The sequence below is a fragment of the Kitasatospora sp. NPDC056800 genome (assembly GCF_042789775.1).
GTDB lineage: Bacteria > Actinomycetota > Actinomycetes > Streptomycetales > Streptomycetaceae > Kitasatospora.
Window position 1 is genome coordinate 1 of record NZ_JBHUAL010000143.1, and the last position, 25,484, is coordinate 25,484.

A 25,484-nucleotide genomic window follows, 5' to 3' on the forward strand; every position below is an offset into this window, starting at 1 on the left:
GGTACGCCGCCCACCGGGGCCTCCGGGTTTGTCCGGTCACCCGGGCGGGACCTCCAACTGCCGGGCCAGGTCCGCGACCAGGGCGTCCAGCCAGCCCCGGACGGTGCCCGGGTCGAACAGGTCGGCGTCGTACTCGACCTGCCCGAGGTAGCCGTCGGTGTCCGGGGTGAGCGAGAACGCGCAGTCGGCGCGGGCGGAGTGGCCGGGGATGTCCTCGATCTCGGCGGTCAGGCCGGGGAGGTCGAGGCCGATCGGCGGGGTGCTCTGGACGGCGAGCACGACCTGCGGGTAGCCGACGGGCATGGGGACGCCGCGCTCCCGCAGCGGTTCGACCAGCAGGCCGAACGGCATCAGGGAGTGGTCGAGGGCGGAGGCGATCGCCTCGGCGGCGTGGTCCACCAGGGCCCCGAAGCCGCTCTCGCTCCGGGTGGGCACCAGGATCGGCATGCTGCTGGTGAGCAGGCCGACCACCCGTTCGTCGGCCGGCCGCCTGCGGTTGGCGTTGGAGAGCAGGATCAGCGTCTCCGACGCGCCGCTGAGCGAGCCGAGCAGCCGGGCGAAGGCGGCGACGACGACGGCCGAGGCGGTGGTGGAACGGGCGGCGGCGTAGCGCCCGACCGCCTCGGCCACCGCCGCCGGGACTCGGAACTCGGCCGTCTCGCCGAGCCCGGAGCGCTGTTCGGGACGCGGCCGGTCGGTGGGCAGGTCCGCCGCGAGCGAGGCGCCGCCGAGGACCTCGGCCCAGTGGTCGGCGGCCGCCGCCATGGAGGCCCGGTTGACCACCGTCCGTTCCCAGCAGGCGTGGTCGGTCATCCGGCCGGCCTCCCCGGGCAGCGGCCCGCCCGTACGGTAGAGCGCGCTCAGGTCGGCCAGCACGGTGGCCAGCGACCAGCCGTCCACCGCGATGTGGTGGATGGTCAGCAGCAGCACCCACTCCTCCGCCGCCGGGCGCAGCAGCCGGGCGCGCAGCAGCGGGGGCGCGGTCAGGTCGAACGGGCGGGCGACCTCGGCCTCCAGGGCCGCGGCGAGGGCCGCGTCCCGTTCGGCGGGCGCGAGCCCGCGCAGGTCGTCGACCGGGACGTTCAGCGGGGTGTTCGGCAGTACCTGCTGGAGCCCCCCGAGCTCGGTCTCCAGGAACCGGGTCCGCAGGCTCTCGTGCCGCTCGGTCACCGCCGTCAGCGCGGCGGCCAGCCGCTCGGGCTCCAGTGGCCCGCACAGGGTGATCCGGTGGGTGATGTTCCACACCGCCGGATCGGCCGCCGCGAGGTGGGCCTTGCGCAGCCGCCACTGGGTCACCCCGGCGGGGGCGGCGGACAGCGCCGCCCCGTCGCCGGTGAGGGTGGTCAGCAGCCGGTCGCGGTGGGCCCGGACGAGGCCGGTGACCTCCTCGTCCATCGCGCCCGCGGGGGCCAGGTAGCCGAGCTTCTCACCGGTGGTGCGCAGTACGATCTCGCGCTCGTCGAGCAGCTTGAGGAGCCGCGCCCACCCTTCGTCCGTCTCCTCCGCCGCGCTCACGTCCGGTGTGCTCACAGGGTGCCCTCCTCGAAGGCCGGGGCCGGGGCCTGCTCGGCGGCCGGCTGGTGGGCGGCCATCGCGCGGATGGTCGGGCGGCGGAAGAAGTCCAGGACGCCGATCCGCACGCCGGTCTCCTCGCGGACCCGGTTCAGCAGCCGGGTGGCGGCCAGGGAGTGCCCGCCGAGGTCGAAGAAGGAGGTCTCCACCCCGGCGGGGCGGCCGAGCTCCTCCTCCCAGAGCTGTTGCAGGGTGCGCTCCAGCCTGGTGGCCGGGGCGGCCTGCGGCTCGTCCGCGCCGAGCGGGCGCGGCTCGGGCAGGGCGGCGGTGTCCAGCTTGCCGTGCGGGGTGAACGGCAGGGTGTCGACGGTGGCCCAGAGGCTCGGGACCATGTAGTCGGGCAGCAGGTCGGCCAGGCGGTCGGCGATCCCGGGCAGGTCGGCGGCCGCGCATCCGACGTACCCGGCGAGCACGGTGCCCGCCGGGGTGCGGCGTGCCGTCACGGCGGCGGCGTGCACGCCGGGCAGGCCCAGCAGCACGGTCTCGATCTCGCCCGGCTCGACCCGGTAGCCGCGCACCTTGACCTGGCGGTCGGCCCGGCCGAGGTACTCCAGGCGGCCGTCCGGGCGCCAGCGGCCGAGGTCGCCGGTGCGGTAGCTCCGGCCGTCGGGGGTGTCGGTGAAGACGGCGGCGCTCTCCTCGTCGCGGCCGATGTAGCCGATGCCGACCTGGACGCCGAGGGCGTGGATCTCACCGACCGCGCCGGGCGGCACCCGGCGTCCGGAGGCGTCGAGCAGCACGATCCGGCTGCCCGGGGTCGGGCGGCCGATCGGCGCGTACTCCGGGCCGTCCGGTTCGATCTCACCGGCCGTCAGCGCGTGGGTCTCGGTCGGGCCGTAGTGGTTGACCAGCCGGCAGCCGGGGTTGCGGCCCAGGAAGGCCCGCAGCCCGGGGGTGAGCAGCACCTGCTCGCCGCCCGAGATCAGCTCCCGCAGGTGCGGCACCGGCTCCTCGCCGAGCGCGTCGGCCAGTGCGGCCAGCGGGGTGTACGGCAGGTGGACCCGTTCGGCCCGGGTGGCCCGGACGACGGCGGCCAGCGCCGTCACGTCGTAGCGGGTCTCCTCCTCGATCAGCAGCAGGGTGCCGCCGCCGGCCAGCGTGGTGAGGATCTCCTGGACGCTGACGTCGAACCCGCAGGAGGCGTACTGGAGGGTGCGGGCCGCGGGGTGGTCGGCGACGTTCCAGGCCACGAAGTGGGCCAGGGCCAGCGAGTGCATCAGCACGCCCTTGGGGCGGCCGGTGGACCCGGAGGTGTACAGCAGGTACGCGGGCGCCTGCGCCGAGGGGGCGGGCAGCGGGGGCAGCGCGGCGGGGTCGGCGTCGGCCGGGGCGGTGCCGGTGAGCACCGTCGGCACGGTCAGGCCGAGCTCCTTCGGGGCGTCGTCCGTGGTGGTGAGCAGGACGACCGGCGCGCTGTCCTGGACGATCAGCCGGCAGCGCTCGGGGCCCTGGAGGACGTCGACCGGGACGTGGACGGCGCCGAGGCGCAGGATGGCGAGCAGCCCGGCCACCAGGTCCAGCGAGCGGGGGAGCAGCACGCCCACCCGGCTGCCCTCGCGGACGCCGGCCGCGAGCAGCCGGCCGGCCAGCTCCTCGGAGCGGGCCAGCAGCGTCCGGTAGTCCGTCTCGCTGCCGTCGGCGGCGACCACCGCGGTCTGTTCGGGCCGCTCGGCCGCGGTCGCGGCGATGGTGGCCAGCGGGTGCTCGGGGTCCTGGGCGGCGGCCGGTCCGCACTCCAGGGCGGTGTCGGCGGGCGCCACGGCCAGTTCGGCGAGCGGCCGCTCCGGGTCGGCTACCGCGGCCGTGAGCAGCCGCTCGAAGGCGCCGAGCAGCCGGTCGACGGTGGCCCGGTCGAACAGGGTGTCGGCGTACTCCACGTGGCAGCGGATGCCGTCGGGCAGGCTGGTCAGGAAGAGCGTCAGGTCGAAGGCGGCGCGGTCGGCGACGTGGTCCAGCGGTCGGGCCGTCACCCCGGGCAGGTCCAGCTCGAAGACCATGTGGTTCTCGAACTCGACCATGACCTGGAACAGCGGGTTGCGGCTGGTGTCGCGCTGCGGGTTCAGCTCCTGCACCAGCACCTCGAAGGGCAGCTGCTGGTGCTCGTAGGCGTCCAGCGCGGTGGAGCGGACCCGGCCCAGCGCCTCGGCGAAGGCCGGCTCGCCGGACAGGTCCAGGCGCAGCGCCAGCGTGTTGACGAAGAACCCGACCAGGTCCTCGGTGCCCTCGGCCCGGTTGGCCACCGGGGTGCCCAGCACGATCTCGTCCTGGCCGGCGTAGCGCTGCAGGACGCCGGCGAAGCCGGTCAGCAGCACCATGAACAGGGTCGAGCGCTTGGAACGGGCCAACTCCCGCAGGCCGTCGGAGAGTTCGGCGGGCAGATGGTGGACGAAGGAGCGGCCGCGACCGTCCGGCACCGCGGGGCGCGGCCGGTCGGTGGGCAGCGCCAGCACCGGCAGGTCGCCGCCGCCGAACACCTTGCGCCAGTGGGCCAGGCTCCCGTCGTACTCGCCCTCGGCGACCCGGGCCCGCTCCCGGGCGGCCTCGGCGGCCGGGCCGGTGGTCAGCACCGGCAGGTGGGCGGCCCGGCCCTCCTGGGCGGCCAGGTACAGCTCGCCCAGCTCGCGGGTGATCACCACGGTGGACAGGGTGTCGATCACGATGTGGTGCATCGACAGGACCAGCACGTGCCGCTCGGCCGCCTGCTCCAGCAGCAGGGCCCGGAACAGCGGGCCCTCGGCCAGGTCGAAGCGGTGCGCGCCCTCGGCGGCGACCAGGTCGGCGACGGCGTCCTCGGCGGCCGGGTCGGCCGTGATCCGCTGAAGGACCGGGCCGGCGGGCGGCGCCAGCACCTGCTGGAACGGTTCGCCGTCCTGCTCCCGGAAGACGGTGCGCAGCGCCACGTGGCGTTCGACCAGCCGGCGCAGCGCGGTGTCCAGCGCCTGCGGGTCGAGCGGGCCGTCCAGGGCGATCGCCTTGACCTCGTTGTACTGGCCGCCGTCGGGCAGCATCCGGTGCAGGAACCACATCCGCTGCTGGGCGTACGACAGTCGGGCGCCGCGCAGGGTGTCCCGGCGCAGGACGTCGAGCTGTGGCAACCCGGTCGCCACCAGTTCAGGGGAGAGGCCGAAGTCCACGAAGGCGGCGATCTCGTCGGCGCCGGCCGCCCGCAGCTCGGACAGCACCCCCTGGACGCTCTCCGGCGTGCCGATCAGCGCGCGGGAGGCGCAGTACCGCTCGTACGCGCGCTCCAGCACGTACTCCAGGTCCTCCTCGCGGGCGTTCGCGAAGTCCAGGGTCAGGCCCAGGCTGTTGGCCATCTGCCCGAACAGCGAGAGCGAGGAGCGCAGGTAGTGGCAGAACGGCCGGTAGGCCTGCTCGCGGGCGGTGGCCAGGTCGGTGCCCAGGTAGGTGTGCACCAGCACGACCACCCGGCCGGCCTCGGGGTCGAGGCCGTGCTCGGCGCGGGTGCGCCGGTAGACCGCGATGTTCTCGGCCAGCTGGGCGACGTCCTGGGTCATCAGGTTGGTGATGACGCCGAGGTCGTGCCGGGCCGCCTCGCGGAAGCTGTCCGGGTTGCCGACGATCGCGGTGAACATCGGCGGCAGGTCCTGCAGCGGGCGCGGGTGGAGGGTCACCTCGATCGGCTCACCGTTGCCGTTGCGGCCCTGGTACGGCTCGCCGCGCCACAGCGACCGGATGGTGTCGATCTGCCGGTGCATCAGCTCCTTGTGGCTGCCGTAGCGCTCGGGGAAGAACAGGAAGTCGTTGGGGTGCCAGCCGCTCGCGCACCCCAGGCCGACTCGGCCGCCGGACAGGTTGTCGACCACCGACCACTCCTCGGCCACCCGCACCGGGTGGTGCAGCGGCAGCACGGCGCAGCCCGCGTTCAGCCGGATCCGGCTGGTCTCCCGGGCCAGCGCGGCGGCCAGCACCGAGGGGTTGGGGAAGATGCCGCCGAAGGAGTGGAAGTGGCGCTCCGGCAGCCAGACGGAGTGGAAGTCGTGCCGGTCGGCGAAGCGGGCGCTCTCCAGGACGATGCGGTACTTCTCGTCGTCCGGGGAGTCCAGCGGGTAGTCGCCGAAGAAGTAGAGGCTGAAGTCCACCGGCCGCTGCGGGTCGCTGACCGGCTCGTACGGGAGGGCCGGGGCGGGGGCGCCGCCCACCGTCTCGGCGGGTACGGTCGCGGCGGGCGCCGGGAGTTCGGCGGCCGGCCGCGGGGCCGGCAGGCGGACGCCGGGCGAGGCCGGGAAGAAGCCGCCGCGCCGCAGGTCGCGCAGCGACTCGCGGACCGCGTCGGCCACGAACTCCAGGTCGCCGTCGGTGTGGGCGGTGGAGAGGAAGAAGTTGCGCCACTCCCACACGTAGACCCCGCGGGTCAGCAGGTGCGGGAAGAGCAGCTCCATGTCGGCCCGGGGCTCGAACCGGAAGAGCGAGCCGAAGTGGGCCAGCCGCAGCGGGAACTCCTCCTCCTCGAAGAAGGTGTTCAGGGTGGTCGCCAGCTCGTCGGTGCGGGCGTTCAGCCGCTCCTGGAGGCCGGGGCCGGCCGCCTTGAGGTGGCGCAGCACCGCGCCCGCGGCGGTCATCGCCAGCGGGTGCTGGATGTAGGTGCCGCCGAAGAAGGTGGTGTCCTTGGGCGGGTAGCTGTCGTCCCCGTAGTCCCAGTGGCCGCCGTCGATCCCGTCCATGATGTCGGCCCGTCCGGCGATCGCGCCGATCGGGTAGCCGCCGCCCAGCACCTTGCCGTAGGTGGACATGTCCGGGGTGACGCCCCAGAAGCCCTCGGCGCCGCGCAGGTGCGGGCGGAAGCCGGTGAGCATCTGGTCGAAGACCAGCACGATGCCGAGCCGGGTGGTCAGTTCGCGCAGCGAGCGGACGAAGTCGACGGGCTGGCGGCCGGGGTGGCGGCTCTGCACCGGCTCGACCAGGACGGCGGCGATCCGGTCGCCGTGCTCCTCGATGACCTTGAGGCTCTCCGGGTCGCCGTACCGCAGCACCAGCAGGTCGGCGACCGCGCTGCCCGGGATGCCGATGGACACCGGGACGGTCTCCCGGTCGGCGCCGCGGCCCAGCGTCCGGCCCAGGGTCTGGTCGGAGTGGCCGTGGTAGGAGCCCTCGAACATGACGATCTTGTCCCGGCCGGTGTGCGCGCGGGCCAGCCGGATCGCCCCGGCGTTCGCCTCGGTGCCGGAGTTGGCGAAGGCGACCCGCTCGGTGCCCGTCAGCTCGGCCAGCAGCTCGGCGGCCTCACCGGTCTCCGGGCCGCGCGGGCCCAGCCGCAGGCCCGAGGACAGGTGCTCGCGGACGGCCTCGGAGACGAACTCCGGGTCGTGGCCGAAGAGCAGGACGCCGAAGCCCATGGTGATGTCGACGTACGGGTTGCCGTCGACGTCCTCCAGCCGGGAGCCCCGGGCCCGGCGGGCGGCCAGCGGGTAGAGCATCTCCTTGGTGCCGGAGCGGAAGCCGACCACGGCGCGGCTGTCCGCCAGGGTGCGGCGGTGGCGGCGGGTGATCGCCTTGGAGGCGGTGGTGCGGGCGGTGAAGCGGGCGACCAGCTCGTCCACGTGGGCGCGCTGCTGGTCGGTCAGGCCGCCGGCGGCCATGCCGGACTCGCGGGAGACCGTCACCCGGGGGCCGTGCACCTGCGGGGCGGCCGGGGCCGGGCTCTCGGTGGCGGGTGCCTCGGCGACGGGGGCGGGAGCGACGGCAGTGGGTGCGGCGGCGGGCGTCGGGACCTGCGCGGCGGCCGGTACGGCGGCCGGGGGCAGGGCCGCGGGCACGGGCGCCGGGGGGAGCGCGGGTGCGCCGCCGGCCAGCAGGCCGAGCTGGTCGCGCATCAGGTCGGAGAACTGGCCGAGCAGCGCGAGCTGGCGCTCGATCAGGCCGGTGCCGTCGGTGACCGGGGGCAGCGCGGCGGGGGCCGCCGGGGCGGCGGGTACGGGTGCGGCGGGTACGGGCTGCGGAGCCGGGGCCTGGGCGAGCGGCTCCGGTGCTTGTACAACCGGTGCTTGAGCAGCCGGGGCCTGAGCAGCCTGGACGACCGGGGCGGTCGGGGCTGGAGCCGCCACCGGCGCTGCCACCGGCTCGGGCACCGCCACGGGCTCCGGCTCGGCGGCCGGCAGCAGCGTGGCCAGCACGGCCGGCTCCAGCCGGGAGGCGATCAGCCCGGCCAGCCGGGCCGGGGTGTCGGCGTCCTCGAACAGCTCGCGCATCGACACCCGGACCCGGAACGCGCGCTCCAGGTCCCGGATCATGTTGATCATCGACAGCGAGTCGGCGCCCAGGTCGAAGAAGGGCTCGTCCGCACCGACCGAGGCCTCGTCGTAGCCGAGCTGGCGGGCCGTCTGCTCGACGACCTCCCGCAGCACGGCCTGCCCGGCCAGCTCCTCGGGGCTCGGAGTCGGTGAAGCAGCGGGTGTAGCAGCAGGTGAGGCGGCAAGTGCGACGGCCGGTTCAGCGGCCGGAGCGGTCTGCTGGGGTGGGTCCTGGCGCATGGCGGGGTCCTCGGTGGTCGGCCGGTCGGGGGCGGTGAACCAGTGGCGGCGGCGTTGGAAGACGGTGGTCGGCAGCGGGACGCGGCGGGCCGGTCCGTCCGGCCAGTCCCGGGCGGCGGCGAAGCCGGCCCAGTCGAGTGGGACGCCGTACGACCAGAGCGCGGCCGCGGCGGTGTCGAACTGCTGCTCCGGGGAGGCGCCGCGCCGGCCGCCGGCGACGAAGTGGCGCTCCGGCAGCTCCCGGCGGCCCATGCCGGTCAGCGTCGGGTGCGGGCCGATCTCCAGGAAGAGCTCGTGGCCCTGCCCGTCCAGTGCGGCGAGGACCTGGTCGAACCGGGCGGTCTCCCGGGTCTGCCGGAGGAAGTACTCGGGCGTCGGGACGGTCCCGGGGGCCAGCACCTCGCCGCCGAGGTTGCTGACCAGCGGGACGGCCAGCGGCCGCAGGAGCAGCCGGGCCAGCTGGTCGCGGAAGGGGTCGAGCATCGGGTCGAGCAGGCGGGAGTGGAACGCCCGGTCGCTGGCCAGCCGTTCGGTGGTCACCCCGTCGGCGGCCAGCACGGCCTCGGCGGCGGCGATCTCGCGGGGCGGGCCGGCCAGCACGCACTGGCCCCGGCCGTTGACCACGGCCAGGTCCACGCCGGGCAGCCAGTCGCCGAGCCCGGCCAGCCGGTCCAGGCCGGCCGAGACCACCGTCATGGCGCCCGGTTCGGTCAGCCGGTGCATCAGCCGGCCGCGCAGCGCCGTCAGGAACATCCCGTCGGCCAGGTCGAGCGCGCCGGCCGCGTGGAAGGCCGCGTACTCCCCGGCGCTGTGCCCGGCGACGGCGGCGGGACGGAGCCCGAGCTCCTGCCAGAGCCGCAGGTAGGCCGCCTGGAGGGCGAACAGCGCGGGCTGCGCCGCCTCGGTGGTCCAGCCGTCCTCGGTGCCCTGCGGCGCGGGGTCGAGCAGCAGCGGCAGCAGCGGCTCGCCCCAGTTCTCGCGGTGCAGCCGGTCGCACTCGTCCAGGACGGCGCGGAAGACCGGGAAGGCCCGGTACAGCTCGGCGGCCATGCCCCGGTACTGGGCGCCCTGGCCGGTGAAGAGCAGCACCGGCAGGACCTCGCCGCGCCCCACCTCGCGGTGGGCCGCGCCGGCGGTGGTCCGGCCCGCCAGGAAGGCGTCCAGGCCCTTGCGCAGGGCGGCCGGGTCGGGGCCGGTGACGGCCAGCCGGTGGCGCAGCGCGCGCCGGCCGGCGCCGAGGGTGAGCGGCAGGTCGCCGGGCGCGAGGGCGGGTTCGGCGTCCAGCCGGTCGCGGAGCAGCCCGGCCAGTTCGGTCAGGCCCTGGGCGGTGCGGGCGGACAGCGGCAGCACGGTCGGCGCCGGTCGCGGTTCGACGGCCGGGGCCGCGGGCGCCTGCTCCAGCACCAGGTGGGCGTTGGTGCCGCCGACGCCCAGCGCGCTGACGCCGGCCCGGCGCGGGGTGGGGCCGTCCGGCCAGTCCCGGCGCTCGGCGGCGAGCCGGAACGGGCTGTCGGCCAGTTCCAGCGCGGGGTTGGGGCTGGTGAAGTTCACCAGCGGGGGGATGGTGCCGTGCCGCAGCACCAGCAGCGCCTTGATCAGGCCCGCCATCCCGGCGCAGGTGTCCAGGTGGCCGATGTTGGGCTTGACCGAGCCGAGCGAGCAGAATCCGGCTGCTTCGGTCCGGGCGCGGAAGGCCTGGGCCAGTGCCCGGAACTCGATCGGGTCGCCGAGCGGGGTGCCGGTGCCGTGGGCCTCGATGTAGCCGATGCTGTCGGCCGGCACGCCCGCCAGGTCCAGGGCCCGGCCGACCACGGCCGCCTGCCCGTCGACGCTGGGCGCGGTGTAGCCGACCTTCCGGCCGCCGTCGTTGTTGACGGCGGAGCCGAGGATCACCCCGTGCACGGTGTCGCCGTCGGCCAGCGCCCGGTCGAGGCGCTTGAGCAGCACGGCGGCGACGCCGTTGCCGCCGACGGTGCCGCCCGCGTCGGCGTCGAAGGCCCGGCAGGCGCCGTCGGGGGAGAGGATCGACCCCTCCTCGTAGCGGTAGCCGGCCGCCTGCGGGATGTGCAGGGCGGCGGCCCCGGCCAGGGCCAGTTCGCAGTCACCGGAGAGCAGCGACTGGACGGCCAGGTGCACCGCGACCAGCGAGGTGGAGCAGGCCGTCTGCACGCCGATCGCCGGGCCGGTGAGGCCCAGCCGGTAGGCGACCCGGGTGGCGGCGAAGTCGGCCTGGTTGCCGATCGCGGTCTGCAGGGCGGCGACCGGCTCGGACGGGTCGGCGGTGGTGGCCAGGGTGTGCTGGTAGTAGGTGCGCAGCGCGTAGAGGGTCATCCCGGTGCCGGCGAAGACCCCGACCCGGCGCTCCGGGTCCGGCGCGTCGTAGCCGCCGTCCTCCAGGGCCTGGCGGCAGATCTCCAGCAGCAGGCGCTGCTGCGGGTCCATCAGGGCCGCCTCGGTGCCGCTGATGCCGAAGGCCTCGGCGTCGAACTCGTCGGTGCCGGTGAGCGCGCCGGTGACCGGGACGAAGTCGGGGTGGCGGTACTCCTCCGGGCGCAGTCCGGCCGCCGCCAGCTCCTCCTCGGTGAACCGGGTGGTGCTCCGGACGCCCTCGACGATGTTCCGCCAGTACTGCTCGGGGGTGTCGGCGCCCGGCAGGCGCATCGCCAGGCCGACGATCGCCACCCGGCGGTCGTCGCCCGGCCCGGCGACGGGGGCGGCGGCCGCGGTGGTGGGCGTGGCCGGCTCGGCGGACAGGTGGGCGATCAGGGCGTCCACGGTGGGGTGGCGGAACAGCTCGGTGGGTGCCGGGGGCGTGGGCAGCGCGGCGCTGAGCGCGCCGTGCACCCGCATCAACTGGAGGGATCCGATGCCGAGTTCGGCGAGCGGGCGGCCCGGGTCCAGCGGGGTGTCGAGGACGGACTCGAAGGCGTCCAGGACCAGTCGGCGCAGCCCGGACGGGGCGGTGTGCCCGGGGCCGGGTGCCGTGGCGGGCCGGGCGGCCGGCTCGGCGGTGACCGGCGTCGGCGCGGCGGCGGCCACCGGGCGGGGCGCGGTGGCGAGCAGGCGGCGCCGGGCGGCGGGGGAGCTCGGGTCCGGACCGGCGTACCGGTGGCCCGGGGCGCCGGCCAGCAGCAGGGCGGCCAGCCGGCGGCCGTGCGCGGCGCTCAGCACGGCGATGCCCCGGCCGGCGGCGGCCTGCTCGTTCTCGGTGTCGCGGTTCATGCCGACCCCGCTCCACAGGCCCCAGGAGATCGTCCAGGCCGGGGTGCCGGTCTCCCGGCGCAGCCGCTCGACGGTGCTCTCCAGGTAGCGGTTGGCGGCGGCGTACCCGGTGGAGCCGACCGCCTCCTGGAGGCCGATCATCGAGGAGAAGGCGACGAACTGGGCGCCGGGGCGCTGCCGGACCAGCTCGATGAGGTGGTCGGTGCCCTCGGCCTTGGTCCGGACGGCCTCGCGCCAGTCCTCGGTGCCGGTGTCGGCGAGGAGCGTGAGCCGGTAGCCGCCGGCCAGGTGGAGCACGCCGTCCAGCGGTGCCTGCCACTCCCGCTCGGCCTCGGCGAGCACCTCCGCCAGTTGTTGACGGTTCGTCACATCGGCCTGGCGGTAGGTGACCTGACCACCCTGGGCGGCCAGTCGGCGCAGCGCGGCCCGGCGTTCGGCCGCCTCGGCGGTCGGGGCGTCCAGGTCGCTGCGGCCGACGATCAGCAGCCGGGAGCCGTACTCGCGCAGCAGTCCGGGCAGCAGCTCGGCGGCGATCCCGCCGAGGCCGCCGGTGACGAGGTAGCGGGCGCCGGGGGTGAGCAGTGAGCAGCCGTCCCCGGCCGGTTCGGGGGCAGCCTCGGCCGGTGCCAGCCGGGGGACCCAGGGGCGGCCGGCGCGCCAGGCGGACTCGGGCTCGGGGCGGGGGTCGGCGAGCAGGGCGAGCAGTGCGGCGGCCTGATCCGCGACCGGCGCCCCGCCCGGCAGGTCGAGGTGCCGGGCGGCGGGCACCAGCTGCTCGGCCCGTGCGCCGGCGGCCAGTGCGGCGGTCAACGCGGCCCGGGGGTTGGGGAGTTCACCGGGGAGCACGGCGTGCAACCCGGCGCTGACGGAGACCAGCTCGCGGACCGGGGCCCGCGTCGGGAGCGCCCGCAGCAGGGCGAGCAGTGCCTCGTCCGGCGCCTGGTCCGGGGTGTCGGGCGTCGCGCTCCACAGGTAGACCAGCCGGTCGGCCGTCCGGTCGCCGAGGGCCCGCAGCCAGTCCTCGGGGTCGGCGGTCGGCGGGCGGTCCACCACCAGGGCGTTCGGCAGGGCGGCGGCCAGGGCCTCGGTGAGGGTGCCGGGGCCGGAGGGGCCGAGCAGCAGGATCGTTTCCTCGGCCAAGGAGGCCGGTGGGGAGGCCTGGTCCGCCGCCACCGGGCGGGCCTCCCAGCCGAGCTGCCGCACGCAGTCCGGCAGCGTCCGGGAGTTGGCCTCGGCCAGGTCCAGCGCGACGATGTGGTCGTCGAGTTCGCCGTCCAGCAGCCTCCCGCGCAGCGCGGTGCGCTGGATCTTGCCGCTGGTGGTGCGCGGGAAGTCGGCCGCCGGGACGGGCAGCACCAGGGCGGGGGCCGGCTGCCGGCGGGCCGCCAGCAGCTGCCGCACCTCGGCGGCGACCGGCGCCGAGGGCGCGTCCGGGGCGCTCTGGACGTAGGCGATCACCAGCTGCTCGGTGCCGGTGCGTTCGTCCGGCACCCCGAAGGCCGCGACGTGCCCGGAGCGCACCCCCGCCACGGAGGCCACCACGTCCTCCAGCTCGTGGCAGAAGTAGTGCACGCCGTTGACGATGATGATCTCCTTGCGACGGCCGGTGAGCACCACCTCGCCGTCGACCAGGAAGGCCAGGTCCCCGGTGTCGAACCAGTCGTCGCCGACGAAGGCCTCCTGGTTGGCCGGCGGGTTGTTCAGGTAGCCCGGCGTCACCCGGCCGGAGTGGACCTGGAGCCGGCCGACGCGGAGCTCGGGCAGCGCCCGTCCGGCGTCGTCGGCCACCCGCATCCGGGTGCCGGGCGCGGGCCGGCCCATGCTGAGGAAGGCGGTGCCGCGCTCCGCGGAGGCCGGGTCCGCGGGCTCCAGCCGGCCGGTCAGCGAGTCGGTGCGCACCAGGCGGCGGGCGCCGTCCTCGTCGTAGCGCTTGTAGGTGATCGCCGTGCAGGTCTCGGCCATGCCCCAGGCCAGCAGCACGTGGCCGGGGCGGACGCCGAACGGGGCGGTGGCGGCCAGGAACTCGTCGATCACCGCCTCGGTGCACTGCTCCCCGGCGTTGATCAGCGACTTGACCGAGGACAGGTCCCAGCGGCGGTCCGGCCCGGCGGCCCGGACGGCCTCGGCGACCAGCCGGAAGCCGAAGTTGGGCGACCAGGAGTGCGCCGCCCGGTAGCGCTCCAGCGCGTCCAGCCAGACCAGTGGGTCGGCGAGCACGAGTTCGGTGGGGATCTGCACCTGGTCGGCGGCCAGTACCACGTCGCGCAGGTGGAACATCAGCAGTCCGGCGACGTGGTCCAGGGGCAGCCAGTTGACCGTGCCGTCGCCCGGCTCGGTGCCCTGGGCGACGGCCCCCGCCACGTACTCCAGGATGCCGCGGTGGGTGATCTGCACCGCCTTGGAGCGTCCGGTGCTGCCGGAGGAGAGCTGGAGCATCGCGACGTCGGCGGGGACGGGGGCGTGCTCGGGGGCGGGGCCGTCCGGCAGCCCGCCCTCGGCGGGCCGGTCGACCGCGATCACCCGCAGGCCCGGCGCCGGGTACAGCTCCCCGAGCCGCTCCAGGCCCGCCACCGCGGGCCCGCAGACGAGCACCGGCGGCTCCTCCAGGGTCTGCCAGGCGTGCCAGAGCTTCTCCAGCACGGGGTTGCGCTCGTGGTAGTCCGGCGGGCGGGCGACCGTCACCGGCTGCATCCCGCCCAGGAAGCAGGCCCACAGGGTGGGGAAGTAGTACTCGGGCTCCGGGACCTGGAGGATCACCCGGTCCCCGGCCCGCAGCCCGGCGGCGGCCAGTACGGCGAGGATCTCGCGGGAGCGGCCGAGGAGTTGACGGTACGTGATCCTGGTGGCCTCGCCGCCCGCCCGGATCAGGTGCAGTCCGCGGTCGGGGTGCAGGTCGGCGGCGCGCAGCAGTGCCTCGGGCAGTGTCCGGGGCGCGTCCGGCCCGGGGGCGGGCAGCGGGGCGCCGACGGCCTCCGTCCCGGGGTCCTCGGCGTCGGGGCGCTCGGAGTCGGCCTCCCCGGGGGCGGCCGTGGGCTGCGCCGGGGAGGCGCCGGCCGTCGCCGGGCCCTCCCCGAACGGCCGCCAGCGGTCGGTGAGTTCGCGCAGGTGGCGCAGGGCGGGGCCGGGTGCGGTGGGCGGCCGGGTGAGCGCCGCGGCCAGGGCGGCGGCGTCCGGTTCGCCCTCGGGGGTGCGGACGATGCCGTCCAGGAGGTGTACTTCGGCGCTCGGGTCGGCGTCCAGCAGCGCCGCGGCGGCCCGGCGGCGCAGGGCCTCGGGATCGCCGTCGACGGCGGGGACCAGGTAGGCCAGCAGGCCGGGGCGGCCGTTCTCGTGCTCGACGGGCAGCAGCGCGCAGTCGGCGATCTCGGGGCGTAGCAGCAGCCGGGCTTCCAGGGTGCGCAGCCGGCCGTGGTCGGGACCGGTGGGACTCATGATTTCGGCACCTTTCGGATCGGTGCCGGGGCGCGGGTGTGGGCCGCCCCGGGTCAGGGAGGGGGAGCGGAGGTGAGTGGCGCGTACGGCGCGGGGGCGCCGGGTGTGCGGAGGTGTGCGGGTACGCGGGTGCGCGGAGGTGTCCGCGGACGTGCGGTGGTGTGCGGAGGTGTGCGGTGGTGTGCCGTCTGCTCAGCGGCGGCGGCGGGCGCGGGCGACCATCACCAGGAAGGCGAGCGCCAGCACGATCGGGACGGCGTGTGAGACGCCGACCACGGTGAGCGGGCTGAGCACCGCGAGCAGCGAGCCGCTCAGCAGCATCCCGGTGCCCATGCCGACGTTCTCGGCGGAGGTGAGGATGCCGAAGGCCTCGCCGCGTCGCTCGTCGGCGAGGGCCTGGATCCGGGTGGTGTAGGAGATCTCGGTGAATCCGTCGCCGAGGCCGGCGCCGATCGCGACCAGCAGGAAGAGCGGGGTCGGCAGGTCGGTGAAGACCAGGATGAAGCAGGCGGACATCAGACAGGTGCCCAGCGCGAAGCCGCGCTCGCCGGGCTCGATGCCCCGGCGCAGCATGAACCGGGAGACCAGCTGCTGGGCGCCGAGGTTGCCGATCGCCCAGGTGGCCCAGAAGGTGCCGAGCAGGGCGGCCGGGTTGTCGGGCGACGACTGGTTGGCGAAGACCGGCAGGCTGATGTTGTGGGCGGAGGAGCCGAAGGCGTCCAGCAGCCGGATCCCCGCCATGGCGCCCACCACGGGGGCGGCCCGCAGGACGACCAGGGCCTGCCACCGGGGGCGGCGCTTGCCGGTTGTCGGGGCGGGGTCCTCCGGCGGGGCCGCGGGCTCCTCCGCCTTCGCGGCCCGGGTGGGCAGCGGCAGCCGGACCACCAGTGCCCCGAACAGGACGAAGCTGGTCGCGTCGATGAGCAGCGCGGCCCGGAATCCGGCCCAGGCCACCACCACGCCCGCGGAGGCGAAGCCGAGCACCATCGCGGTGGAACGGCAGCTCGCCATCAGGCTGTTGGCGCGGGCGCGGCGTTCGGCGCCGACCATCTCGGGGATGCTGGTCCGCAGGGCGACGGCGGCCACGGCGGCGGCGCCGCCGAGGACCACGGCGAGCGGGTAGAGGACGGGGATGCGCAGCGAGGCCGGGACGAGGGCGACGACGACCAGCGCCAGCGCCTGGGCCAGGGCGCAGCCCGTCATCAGCCGCCGGCGGTCCAGCCGGGCCACCAGCCGTCCGGCGACCAGCCCGCCGGCGAGGCCGCCGGACAGTCGCAGGACGAGGTACCCGGCCGTGCCGAGCGCGTTCCCGGAGGCCTCGTAGGCGAACAGACTCAGCGCGACGAGGTCGAGCTGGCTGCCGTAGGTGTTCAGGGCATCGCCCGCGGCCAGCCGGTAGAAGGGCCGGGGCAGCTTGGTCGTGGCGAGTTGCGGTGCATCCAGTGCGGTGTCCGGCACGGTATTCCCCCCGGGGACGCCGTAGGGCGGCTCAGTGTGACATTGCACCGCAACCTAGAGGTGACCGGTCCGTAGATCAATACCGAGATCGTCTCCTGTCCGAAAGATCGTGAACTCGGCCGACTTACTGTCACCTTTTACGCCACGCTGGCCAGTTGTTGGCGTACGGACAGGCGTGGGATGTGGGTGGGGGCGGGCGCGGGGTGGGATCAGCTGCGGCCGAACAGCCTGCCGAGCCAGCCCTTGCCCTTGCGGCCCTGCTCGGCGCAGTCGCACCGGGCGGACTTCGGCACCCCGGCCAGGACCTGCTCCACGTGCATTCCGCACCCGGCGAAGCCCGGCTTCCCGCAGGTGCGGCAGGCGACTCGTCGGCACATGTCGTGCTCCGTTCTCCGGGCTCCCAGGGGCGGAGCCATGCCGCCAATATACCCCACCCCGTATTCGTGATGTCGGATTCGTCCGGCCGCCGGGGTCGGAGCGGCGGCGGGGCGAAGCCGTGGCGCGGGGTGCGGAGGGGAGGGGGCCGTCAGGCCGTCTCGGGGCGGGCCGGCGGGATCGCGTAGGTCAGCGTGGCGCTGGCCACCAGGACCTCGTCGGCGTCCAGCAGTTCGGCCAGTACCACGCACAGCCGGCGCCCGAACTTGGCCGTCCTGGCGTGCACGCGCAGCGCCCCGGGCCGCGGCCGGTTGAGGAAGCTGATCTGCAGCGAACTGGTCAGCGCCATCAGGGTGGGCCCGAGCCGGGCGTTGATCAGGAGGAACGCGGCCAGGTCGCACAGGCCGGCCTGCTCCGGGCCCGAGACGGTGCCGCCCGGGCGGGTGCGCAGCCGGTCGCCGTCCACGGCCATGGTGAGGGTCCGGCCGTCCACCCCGGTCACCCGGCAGGCGGCGTAGTCGGGGAACTGGTCGGTGATCAGGTCATTGAGCTGATCGGGGCCCAGGAGGACGTCGACGGTGGCGACCGCCGTGTTCGAGTCGGTGGTCATGGGGCTCAGCGTAACCGTCTGCCCGGTGGTGCGCCCGGGGCGGTCCAGGCCCGCTTCCGGCCAGCTTCGTTTGCCGTGGTCAACCGCCAAGATCCGTTGCGGCCATGATAATTGCGCATGTCCTGGCGGTGTCGTGACGGCCGGAACCGGCCGCTCCGGTGCCGTCCGGTGGCCGAATCCGCTCGGCACGATTCGTAAGGGACCTTGTTCGGCCCAAAATGCAGCACCTACTCTCCGAGGAAGTTCAGCGGAGCCGATGCGGAACTCCGCCGGCCGCTGGGGGGCGGCGTCATTTTCCTTGTGGTCGTCAGGGGCCTCGGTGGAAAACGGGCCCCCACCCGTTCATGCCCGACCATGTCCTGCTTCAGAGTCCTGCTTCAGAGACGGGGTGTTGCGCCATGGGTATTTCCATTCTGGACGACGAGGCGGTGGTGGTCCGTACTCCCGACGAGTTCCTGGCGATGCCGGAGGAGTACCGGGAGATCGCCATCCGCGGCATGGTGGTCAACACCGAGGGGGAGCTCTCCGGCGGCGACGACTACGTGCAGGTCTTCCTGCCGCTGGCCCCCGACGCGGAGGAGCGGCAGGTCTGCGCCGAGCGCGCCGCCGAGGAGTACGACCACTACAAGATCGGCAAGCGGGTCCTCGCGGAGGTCGGCGTGGACACCACCTACATGGAGAAGCAGACCCTGGCCGATCGGAACCTGTTCCGCGCCCAGGAGTTCCACACCTGCACCACCTGGGCCGAGCGCGGGATCTTCTCCTACATCGGCGAGGAGACCGCGATGGTGATGATCTCCGAGTTCGCGCAGAGCAGCTACCGGCCCTGGGCCGACGCGGTGCGCACGATCATCCTCGACGAGAAGGTGCACATCGCCCACGGCGCCCGGGTGTGCCGCAACCTCGCCGCCACCGACGACGGCCGCGAGCAGCTCCAGCAGGCCCTGGACCGGCTGTGGCCGACCTTCATCCGGATCTTCGGCAGCCCGCGCTCCGAGCGCGCCAAGCTGGCCGTCCGCTTCGGCCTGCGGCAGACCACCAACGGCGAGGCCTGCGACCTGTGGCGGGAGAAGGTCACCCCGCGCATCAAGAACCTGGGTCTGCGCCTCCCGGAGTAGCGGGAACAGCAGCACGCCGATCCCGCCACTCCCGAGGAGCCCATCGCCATGGCAACACCCGTCACCATCGAACAACGCCCGCTGAGCCGACGCGAGGCCAAGGCGCGCACCGCCGAACTCATCGCGGACCGGCCCGACCTGGCCGAACGCCTGCACCGGCTGCGCCGGCTGGGGCGCGAGGTCCGCTCCTGCGAGGTCCACCTCACCAACACCTGCAACATCCGCTGCAAGGGCTGCTGGTACTTCGAGGGCGGCTTCGACACGGCCGTCAAGGAGCTGTCCGACCTGGACCGCATCCGGGCCTTCGCCCGCAAGCTGGCGGACGACGGCGTCAACCAGGCCACCCTGATCGGCGGCGAGCCCACCCTCGTCCCGCGCCGGGTCGAGGCCTTCGTCGAACAGCTGCCGTACATCACCATCTCCACCAACGGCCTGCGCCCGATGCCCAAGCAGGGCTTCGAGAAGATCGCCATCGCGGTCAGCATCTTCGGCGGCGGCCCGCTCGACGACGACCTGCGCGCGATCCGGGTCAACGGCTCCAAGTTCACCGGCCTGTTCGACACCGCGCTCAAGCACTACCGCGACGACCAGCGGGTGCTGTTCATCTACGCGCTCTCCGAGGCCGGGGTCGAGCACATCGAGCCCACCGTGCGGAAGATCGCCGAGAACGGCAACATCGTCACCTTCAACTTCTACAGCGAGCACGGCACCGAGACCCCGCTGAAGATCGCCAACGAGCAGCGGGTGCTGGACGAGGCGCAGCGGGTCAAGGACCTGTACCCGCAGGCGGTGGTGAGCCACCCGTACTTCATCCGGACCCTGGTCACCGGCCGGACGCACTGGGGCGGCCGGTTCGGCTACGACGTCTGCCCCAGCCTCAGCGTCGACGCCCCCGAGCACGAGGACCGTGTCGCCAACGGCAACCCGGTCATCCCCGGCTTCAACGTCTGGGGCGCCGACTACGAGTCGCTCCAGTTCTGCTGCACCTCCGGCGACTGCGGCGGCTGCCGGGACAGCCAGGCCGTCTACAGCTGGCTGGTGGTCAGCGCCAACCGCTTCCTGGACGACGCCGCCCGGCTGGAGCAGTGGCTGGACATCGCCGAGAGCTACTGGCAGCAGTGGCACTGGGCCCCGTACCACGCCAGCAAGGCCGGCCCGGCGCTCTGAGCCCGCGCCCCTGCCCGCCGCCCGTACGGCACCGCCCGTACGTCCCCCGCACCGCCACCGCCGCCCCGCGCGGACGAGGAGAGCCATGCCCGACACACTGGACCGCACCGCCATCGAGAACTTCGTCGTCGACGCCCTCGTCGACCTCGGCGTCGAACGCGAGGGCATCGTCGACGACGCCGCCCTGGACGAGCTGGAGATCGACTCGCTCGACATGGTCGAGCTCAGCCAGTCCATCCGCAAGCAGCTGGGCATCCCGGTGAAGCCCAAGGACTTCGACCAGCTGTACACCGTCGGCGAGGTGCTCGACCTGTGCCGCCGGAAGGCCGGGCTGGAGTGAGGCCCCGGGCCGTCGTCACGGGCCTGGGCGCGGTGACCCCGCTGGGCGTGGGCGCCGACGAGCTGCACCGGCGGGCGGTGGCCGGCGAGAGCGGGCTCGCCGACGGGCTCGGACTGTGCCGGGACTTCCGGCCCGCCGACCACCTGTCGCGCCAGCAGATCCGCCGCACCGACCGCTTCACCCAGCTCGCGCTCGTGGCCGCCGCCGAGGCCCTGGCCCAGGCGGGATGGACGGACGGCCCGCCGCCCTACCCCGCCGAGCGGGTCGCCTGCGTGGTGGGCTGCGCGCTCGGCGGGACGGCGAGCTTCGAGACCCAGGCCGAGGTGCTCCGGCAGCAGGGCGGGGAGTTCGTCTCCCCGCTCATGGTGCCCGCCATGATGGCCAACGCCGCGGCCTCGCAGATCGCCCAGCGCCACGGCCTGCGGGGCGAGGCGCTCTGCCTGGCCTCGGCGTGCAGCAGCGCCACCCAGGCGATCGGCACCGCCCTGCTGCTGCTCGCCGCCGGAGCCGCCGACGCCGTGGTGGTCGGCGGCGCCGAGGCCTCCACCTCCGAGCTGGTGCGGGCCGCCTTCCGCACCGCCGGGGCGCTCTCCGAGAGCGGCCGCTCGGTGCCCTTCGACCGCGACCGGGACGGCCTGCTGATCGGGGAGGGCGCCGGAATCCTGGTCCTGGAGACCGAGGCCGGCGCCGCCGCCCGGGGCGCCACCGTGCTCGGCGAGGTGCTCGGCTACGGCTCCACCTGCGACGCCCACCACCTCACCGCCCCGGACCCGACCGGCGAGACCGCGGCCCGCGCCGTCACCCTGGCGCTCGACGCGGCCGGCGTCAGCCCCGGGCAGCTCGGCTACCTCAACGCCCACGGCACCGGGACCGTCCTCAACGACAGCTCCGAGTGCGAGGCGCTGCGCCTGGCGCTCGGACCGGCCCTGGACGCCGTCCCGCTCTCCTCCACCAAGTCCTGCACCGGCCACCTCTTCGGCGCGGCCGGCGCCGTGGAGGCCATCGCCACCCTGCAGGCGCTGCGCCACGCCACCGCCCCGCCCACCGTCGGGCTGCGCGAGCCCGACGAGAAGCTCGGCCCGCTGAACCTGATCCGCCACGCCACCCCGCTCGCCGCCCCCGCCCTGCCCGGCGGCCGGCGGGCCGGGCTCTCCACCTCCTTCGGGTTCGGCGGACACAACGCGGCCCTGGTGCTGGCGGCGGCCGACGCACCCGGTACGACCGGTACGACGAAAGGCCAGGAGTGATGCTCGGCTTCCACGGACGCCGCTATCTGATCACCGGGGTGCTCAACGAGGACTCCATCGCCTGGCACACCGCCAGGGCGCTCCAGGAAGCGGGCGCCGAGGTCCTGCTCACCGGCTTCGGCCGGGCCCGGCGGATCACCGAACTGGCCGCGGACGTCCTGCCCCGCCCCGTCGAGGTGCTGGAACTGGACGTCACCCGGCCCGAGGACTTCGCCCGGCTGGCCAAGGAGCTGGAGCAGCGCTGGGGCGGGGTCGACGGCGTGCTGCACGCCGTTGCCGCCGCCCAGCAGACGGCGTTGAGCGGCAACTTCCTCACCACCCCGCCGGAGGCCGCCGGCCTCGCGCTCCGCACCGCCGCCGTCTCCCTGCACTCGCTGGCCACCGCGCTCGCCCCGCTGCTCAGCGCGGACGGGCGGCGCGGCAGCGTCGTCGGACTGGACTTCGACGCCAGCGGCGCCTGGGCCGGCTACGACTGGATGGGCGTCAGCAAGGCGGCGCTCGGCGCGGTCTGCCGGTACCTGGCGATGTACCTCGGCCCGTCCGGCATCCGGGTCAACCTGGTGGCGGCCGGCCCGGTGGAGACCGTCGCCGGGCAGGCGATCAGCACCTTCGACCGGATCGCCGACCGCTGGCAGGCCGAGGCCCCGCTCGGCTGGGTCCGCACCGACCCCGCCGTCGTGGTCGGACCGGTGCTGTTCCTGCTCTCCGACCTCGCCGCCACCGTCAGCGGGGAGATCCTGCACGCCGACGGCGGGATGCACGCCGTCCGGATGGGCACCGGACCGGCCTTCGCGGAAGGAGGCGCGGCATGACGCCCGCCATCGTCGGCGTGGGCGCCGCCCTGCCCGAACGCGTCGTCCCCAACGCCTACTTCGAGCGGATCGGCGCCTCCCCGGAGTGGATCGTCAAACGGACCGGCATCGAGGAGCGCCGCTTCCTCCCGCCGGACGGCCGGCTCGCCGACCTCGTGGTGGCCGCCGCCGAACAGGCGCTGCGCAGCTCCGGGCGCACCGCGGCGAGCATCCGGCACGTCGTGGTCGCCACCATCACCCCCGACCGGGTCACCCCCGGGGTGTCGGTGGAGGTCGCCGCCCGGCTCGGCATGCCGCAGGCCACCGCCTTCGACCTGCACGCGGCCTGCGCCGGGTTCGTCTACGGCCTGGACCACGCCGCCGCGCTGATCGAGACCGGCCGGGCCGGGGCGGTGCTGGTCTGCGGCGCCGACGCGCTGACCCGGATCACCGACCACGAGGACCGTGGCACCGCGGTGCTGCTCGCCGACGGCGCCGGCGCCGCCGTGGTCGCCGACGTGCCCGGCGCGCCCGACCCGTGCTTCTCGCTCGGCAGCGACGGCGAGCAGATCCCGCTGCTCTACGCCGACCGGGACGACCGCAAGCTGCGGATGGACGGCCGGGAGGTGTTCGACCACGCGGTGGAGAAGATGTCGGAGGCCACCCGGGAGGTGCTCACCCGGCGCGGCCTGACCTGCGAGGACCTCGACCTGTTCGTCGCCCACCAGGCCAACGCCCGGATCGTGCGCGCGGTCGGCAAGGAGGTCGGGCTGCCCCCGGAGCGGCTCTACCTGAACGTCCACCGGGTCGCCAACACCTCGGCGGCCTCGATCCCGCTGGGCCTGACCCACGCCCGCGAGGAGGGCCTGCTGGACGGCCCGAAGCTGCTCGGCCTGGCCGCGTTCGGCGCGGGCATCACCTGGGGCGCCGGGGTGATCGGCTGGCGGCCCGGCGCCGGTGGGGAGGCGGCGGAGTGAAGACCCCCCGGTTCCCCGTGATCGCCGAGATCGCCGCGCCGGACGGGGCCCGGATCACCGTCCGGGCGCTGGCCCGGCCGGAGCCGGCCGCCCCGGTGGTGGTCGTCCTGCCGGCGATGGGGACGGCCGCCCGGCACTACACCCCGCTGGTCCGCGCCCTGCACGCGGCCGGCCTCAGCGTGGCCACCTGCGACCTGCGCGGCCACGGGGAGAGCCGGCCGGTGCCCCGGCACGGGGTCGCCTTCGGCTTCCGCGAGCTGGTGGAGCAGGACTTCGGGGCGGTGCTCGACGCGGTGGCCGGGGCCTTTCCGGGCGCGCCGCGCCTGCTGCTCGGGCACAGCCTGGGCGGGCAGCTGGGCCTGGTGCACTGCGGGGTGTTCCGGCCCCGGCTGGCCGGCGCGGTGCTGGTGGCCAGCGGATCGGCCTGGTACCGGACCTTCGGCGTACGGGCGGGCCTGCGGCGGCTGGCGCTGAGCCAGTTCTCGATCGTCGCCTCGGCCGTGGTCGGCCACTGGCCGGGCGAGCGGTTCGGCTTCGGCGGCCGGGAGTCGCCCCGGCTGATGCGGGACTGGGCGCGGCAGATGCGCACCGGCCGCTACCGGGTGCGCGGCGCGGTCACCGACTACGAACGGGTGCTGGCCCGGGTCGACCTGCCGGTGCTGGCGGTGGACGTGCAGGGCGACGAGCTCGCCCCGCCGCGGGCCGTCGACCACCTGTGCGCCAAGCTGCCCTCGGCCCGGGTGGAGCGCTGGAGCTACACCGCCGAGCAGGCGGACGGCCGGGCGCTGGACCACTTCCGCTGGATCCGGCACAACCGCGGGCTGGTGGAGCGGATCGCCCCGTGGATGCTCGCCGCCGCCGAGGCCGCGGGCGGTGCCGCGCCCGCCGAAGCCGGGGCGGACACGGCTCCGCACGGCGGCGTCCGCCCGACCGTATAGGGACCAGACCGAGGAGTGCCCGCATGTCCGTCGTCCCCGCCCCGTCCGACCGCAGCGCCGACCTGCCGCCCGGGGCCCCCGGCCTTCCGCACGGCATCCCCGACCTGCTCACCGCGACCGCCGCGCGCTGCCCGGCCCACCCCGTCCTGCGGCTCGACGAGGAGGTGCTGAGCTTCGCCGACCTGGAGGCGCGCAGCGCCCGGGCCGCGCACTGGCTGGCCGCGCTCGGCGTCGCGCCCGGCGACCGGGTGGCCGTCCTGCTGCCCAACGTGCCGGAGTTCGCGGTGCTGTACTACGGCATCCTGCGCGCCGGGGCGGTGGTCGTCCCGATGAACCCGCTGCTGAAGGCCCGGGAGATCGAGCACTGCCTCGGCGACGCCCGGCCCGCCGTGCTGCTCGCCTGGCACACGGGCGACGAGGAGGCGGCCGAGGGCGCGCGGCGCACCGGCACCCGGCTGGTCGCCGTCGAGCCGGCCGCCCTCGCGGCGGCGCTCGCGGAGCAGCCGGCCGACCCGCCGACCGCCGCCGGGGGCCGCGGGGGAGAGGACACCGCGGTCATCCTCTACACCTCCGGCACCACCGGGGCGCCCAAGGGCGCCGAGCTGACCCACCGCAACATCGTGTGCAACGTGCGGGCCGGTATCCAGGTGCTGGGCCTGGTCGAGCGGGACGTGATCTTCGGCGGGCTGCCGCTGTTCCACTCCTTCGGCCAGGTGATCGGGCTCAACTGCGCGGTGGCCGTCGGGGCCTGCCTGACCCTGGTGCGGCGCTTCGACCCGCTGGCCGCCCTCGCGGTGATCCAGCGCGACCGGGTGAGCGTCTTCCTCGGCGTGCCGACCATGTACACCCTGATGCTGACCCACCCGCGACGCGCCGGGCACGACGTCTCCTCGCTGCGGGTGTGCCTGGGCGGCGGCGCGCCGATGCCGCCGGAGGTGCTGCGCGGCTTCGAGACCGACTTCGACTGCGTGGTGCTGGAGGGCTACGGGCTGTCCGAGTCCTCGCCGCTGGCCTGCGCCAACCGCAGCGACCGGGAGCGGATCGCGGGCACCATCGGCATCCCGGTCGAGGGGGTGCGGATGCGGATCGTCGACGAGTCCGGCCGGGAGGTGCCGGACGGCACGGTCGGCGAGGTGGTGATCCGGGGCCACAACGTGATGAAGGGCTACTGGGGCCGCCCGGACACCACCGCGCGGACCGTCCGGGACGGCTGGCTGCACACCGGGGACCTCGGCACCCGCGACGAGCGGGGCGACTTCCGGATCGTCGACCGCCGCAAGGACGTCATCATCCGCGGCGGCTTCAACGTCTACCCGAGGGAGGTGGAGGACGTGCTGTACGAGCACCCGGCGGTGGCCGAGGCCACGGTGATCGGCGTCCCCCACCCCACCCACGGCCAGGAGGTGGCCGCCGCCGTGGTGCTGCGCGAGGGCGCCGCGGCGACCCCGGAGGAGATCCGCGGCTTCGTCCGGGAGCGGGTGGCCCCGTACAAGTACCCGCGGCTGGTGTGGACGGTCGACGCGCTGCCCAAGGGGCCGACCGGGAAGATCCTCAAGCGCGAGGTCGTGGTGCCCGCCGCCGAGCCGGGCCGGCCCGGGAGCTGAGCGGGCCCGCCGCAGCCGTACCGTCCCGGCCGGGCCCAGCGGCCCCGGGGGGGGGGGGGGGCGGGGGCGGGGCCCCCCCCCCCGGGGGAGACCACCCCGCCGCAGCCACCCAGGGACGACACCGCCCCCCCCAAAAGGGTGT

General features: G+C 75.2%; 13 protein-coding genes. 8 read left to right on the forward strand and 5 right to left on the reverse strand.

The annotated features are described in order from the left end of the window. Positions 1-36: 36 nt before the first annotated feature. From ACFRQN_RS27225 to ACFRQN_RS27245, 5 genes are all read right to left on the reverse strand, one after another. Positions 37-1,530 (reverse strand): condensation domain-containing protein, encoded by a 1,494-nt coding sequence (locus ACFRQN_RS27225; protein WP_380742748.1) that lies wholly within the window; start codon positions 1,528-1,530, stop codon positions 37-39. After that, the gene (locus ACFRQN_RS27230; protein WP_380742750.1) at positions 1,527-14,717 is read right to left on the reverse strand and encodes a MupA/Atu3671 family FMN-dependent luciferase-like monooxygenase; all 13,191 of its coding nucleotides are present in this window, start codon (positions 14,715-14,717) and stop codon (positions 1,527-1,529) included. Before ACFRQN_RS27230 ends, ACFRQN_RS27225 begins: the two co-directional genes overlap by 4 nt. A 192-nt stretch (positions 14,718-14,909) precedes the next feature. Next, positions 14,910-16,175 carry an MFS transporter gene (locus ACFRQN_RS27235; RefSeq protein WP_049652429.1) on the reverse strand — a complete coding sequence of 422 codons (1,266 nt, stop codon included), beginning with the start codon at positions 16,173-16,175 and terminating at the stop codon, positions 14,910-14,912. A 209-nt stretch (positions 16,176-16,384) separates the two neighbouring features. Continuing rightward, a complete protein-coding gene (locus ACFRQN_RS27240) occupies positions 16,385-16,552 on the reverse strand; it encodes a hypothetical protein (protein ID WP_181970379.1) in 168 nt (55 codons plus the stop codon). A gap of 149 nt (positions 16,553-16,701) precedes the next feature. Beyond that, positions 16,702-17,160, reverse strand: a complete 459-nt coding sequence (locus ACFRQN_RS27245; RefSeq protein WP_380742753.1) for a PaaI family thioesterase — start codon at positions 17,158-17,160, stop codon at positions 16,702-16,704. A gap of 398 nt (positions 17,161-17,558) precedes the next feature. Between ACFRQN_RS27245 and ACFRQN_RS27250 the strand changes: the two genes are divergently transcribed. The 8 genes from ACFRQN_RS27250 (at position 17,559) to ACFRQN_RS27285 (ending at position 25,342) form a co-directional block, all read left to right on the forward strand. Next, positions 17,559-18,278, forward strand: a complete 720-nt coding sequence (locus ACFRQN_RS27250; protein ID WP_198959381.1) for a Phenylacetic acid catabolic protein — start codon at positions 17,559-17,561, stop codon at positions 18,276-18,278. A 48-nt stretch (positions 18,279-18,326) separates the two neighbouring features. Further along, positions 18,327-19,445, forward strand: a complete 1,119-nt coding sequence (locus tag ACFRQN_RS27255) for a radical SAM protein (protein ID WP_380742755.1) — start codon at positions 18,327-18,329, stop codon at positions 19,443-19,445. Between the two features lie 85 nt (positions 19,446-19,530). Beyond that, positions 19,531-19,785 (forward strand): acyl carrier protein, encoded by a 255-nt coding sequence (locus ACFRQN_RS27260; protein ID WP_049652425.1) that lies wholly within the window; start codon positions 19,531-19,533, stop codon positions 19,783-19,785. Next, positions 19,782-21,032: a beta-ketoacyl synthase gene (locus tag ACFRQN_RS27265; RefSeq protein ID WP_074003124.1), complete on the forward strand. Its 1,251-nt coding sequence runs from the start codon at positions 19,782-19,784 to the stop codon at positions 21,030-21,032. The genes ACFRQN_RS27260 and ACFRQN_RS27265 overlap by 4 nt, the downstream gene beginning before the upstream one ends. Next, a complete protein-coding gene (fabI, locus tag ACFRQN_RS27270) occupies positions 21,032-21,844 on the forward strand; it encodes an enoyl-ACP reductase FabI (RefSeq protein WP_380742757.1) in 813 nt (270 codons plus the stop codon). The genes ACFRQN_RS27265 and fabI overlap by 1 nt, the downstream gene beginning before the upstream one ends. Then, positions 21,841-22,800, forward strand: a complete 960-nt coding sequence (locus tag ACFRQN_RS27275) for a 3-oxoacyl-ACP synthase III family protein (protein ID WP_117485579.1) — start codon at positions 21,841-21,843, stop codon at positions 22,798-22,800. The genes fabI and ACFRQN_RS27275 overlap by 4 nt, the downstream gene beginning before the upstream one ends. Next, entirely contained in the window at positions 22,797-23,738 is a 942-nt protein-coding gene (locus ACFRQN_RS27280; RefSeq protein WP_380742759.1) for an alpha/beta fold hydrolase, read from the forward strand. Before ACFRQN_RS27275 ends, ACFRQN_RS27280 begins: the two co-directional genes overlap by 4 nt. A 23-nt stretch (positions 23,739-23,761) precedes the next feature. Then, entirely contained in the window at positions 23,762-25,342 is a 1,581-nt protein-coding gene (locus ACFRQN_RS27285) for a long-chain fatty acid--CoA ligase (RefSeq protein WP_380742761.1), read from the forward strand. The last annotated feature ends 142 nt before the right edge of the window (positions 25,343-25,484 follow it).

Coding starts and splice junctions, on each gene's coding strand:
- ACFRQN_RS27230 (WP_380742750.1), bottom strand. CDS start 14,717: ATGAGTCCCACCGGTCCCGACCACGGCCGGCTGCGCACCCTGGAAGCC.
- ACFRQN_RS27245 (WP_380742753.1), bottom strand. CDS start 17,160: ATGACCACCGACTCGAACACGGCGGTCGCCACCGTCGACGTCCTCCTG.
- ACFRQN_RS27275 (WP_117485579.1), top strand. CDS start 21,841: ATGACGCCCGCCATCGTCGGCGTGGGCGCCGCCCTGCCCGAACGCGTC.
- ACFRQN_RS27255 (WP_380742755.1), top strand. CDS start 18,327: ATGGCAACACCCGTCACCATCGAACAACGCCCGCTGAGCCGACGCGAG.
- ACFRQN_RS27260 (WP_049652425.1), top strand. CDS start 19,531: ATGCCCGACACACTGGACCGCACCGCCATCGAGAACTTCGTCGTCGAC.
- ACFRQN_RS27285 (WP_380742761.1), top strand. CDS start 23,762: ATGTCCGTCGTCCCCGCCCCGTCCGACCGCAGCGCCGACCTGCCGCCC.
- ACFRQN_RS27240 (WP_181970379.1), bottom strand. CDS start 16,552: ATGTGCCGACGAGTCGCCTGCCGCACCTGCGGGAAGCCGGGCTTCGCC.
- ACFRQN_RS27250 (WP_198959381.1), top strand. CDS start 17,559: ATGGGTATTTCCATTCTGGACGACGAGGCGGTGGTGGTCCGTACTCCC.
- fabI (WP_380742757.1), top strand. CDS start 21,032: ATGCTCGGCTTCCACGGACGCCGCTATCTGATCACCGGGGTGCTCAAC.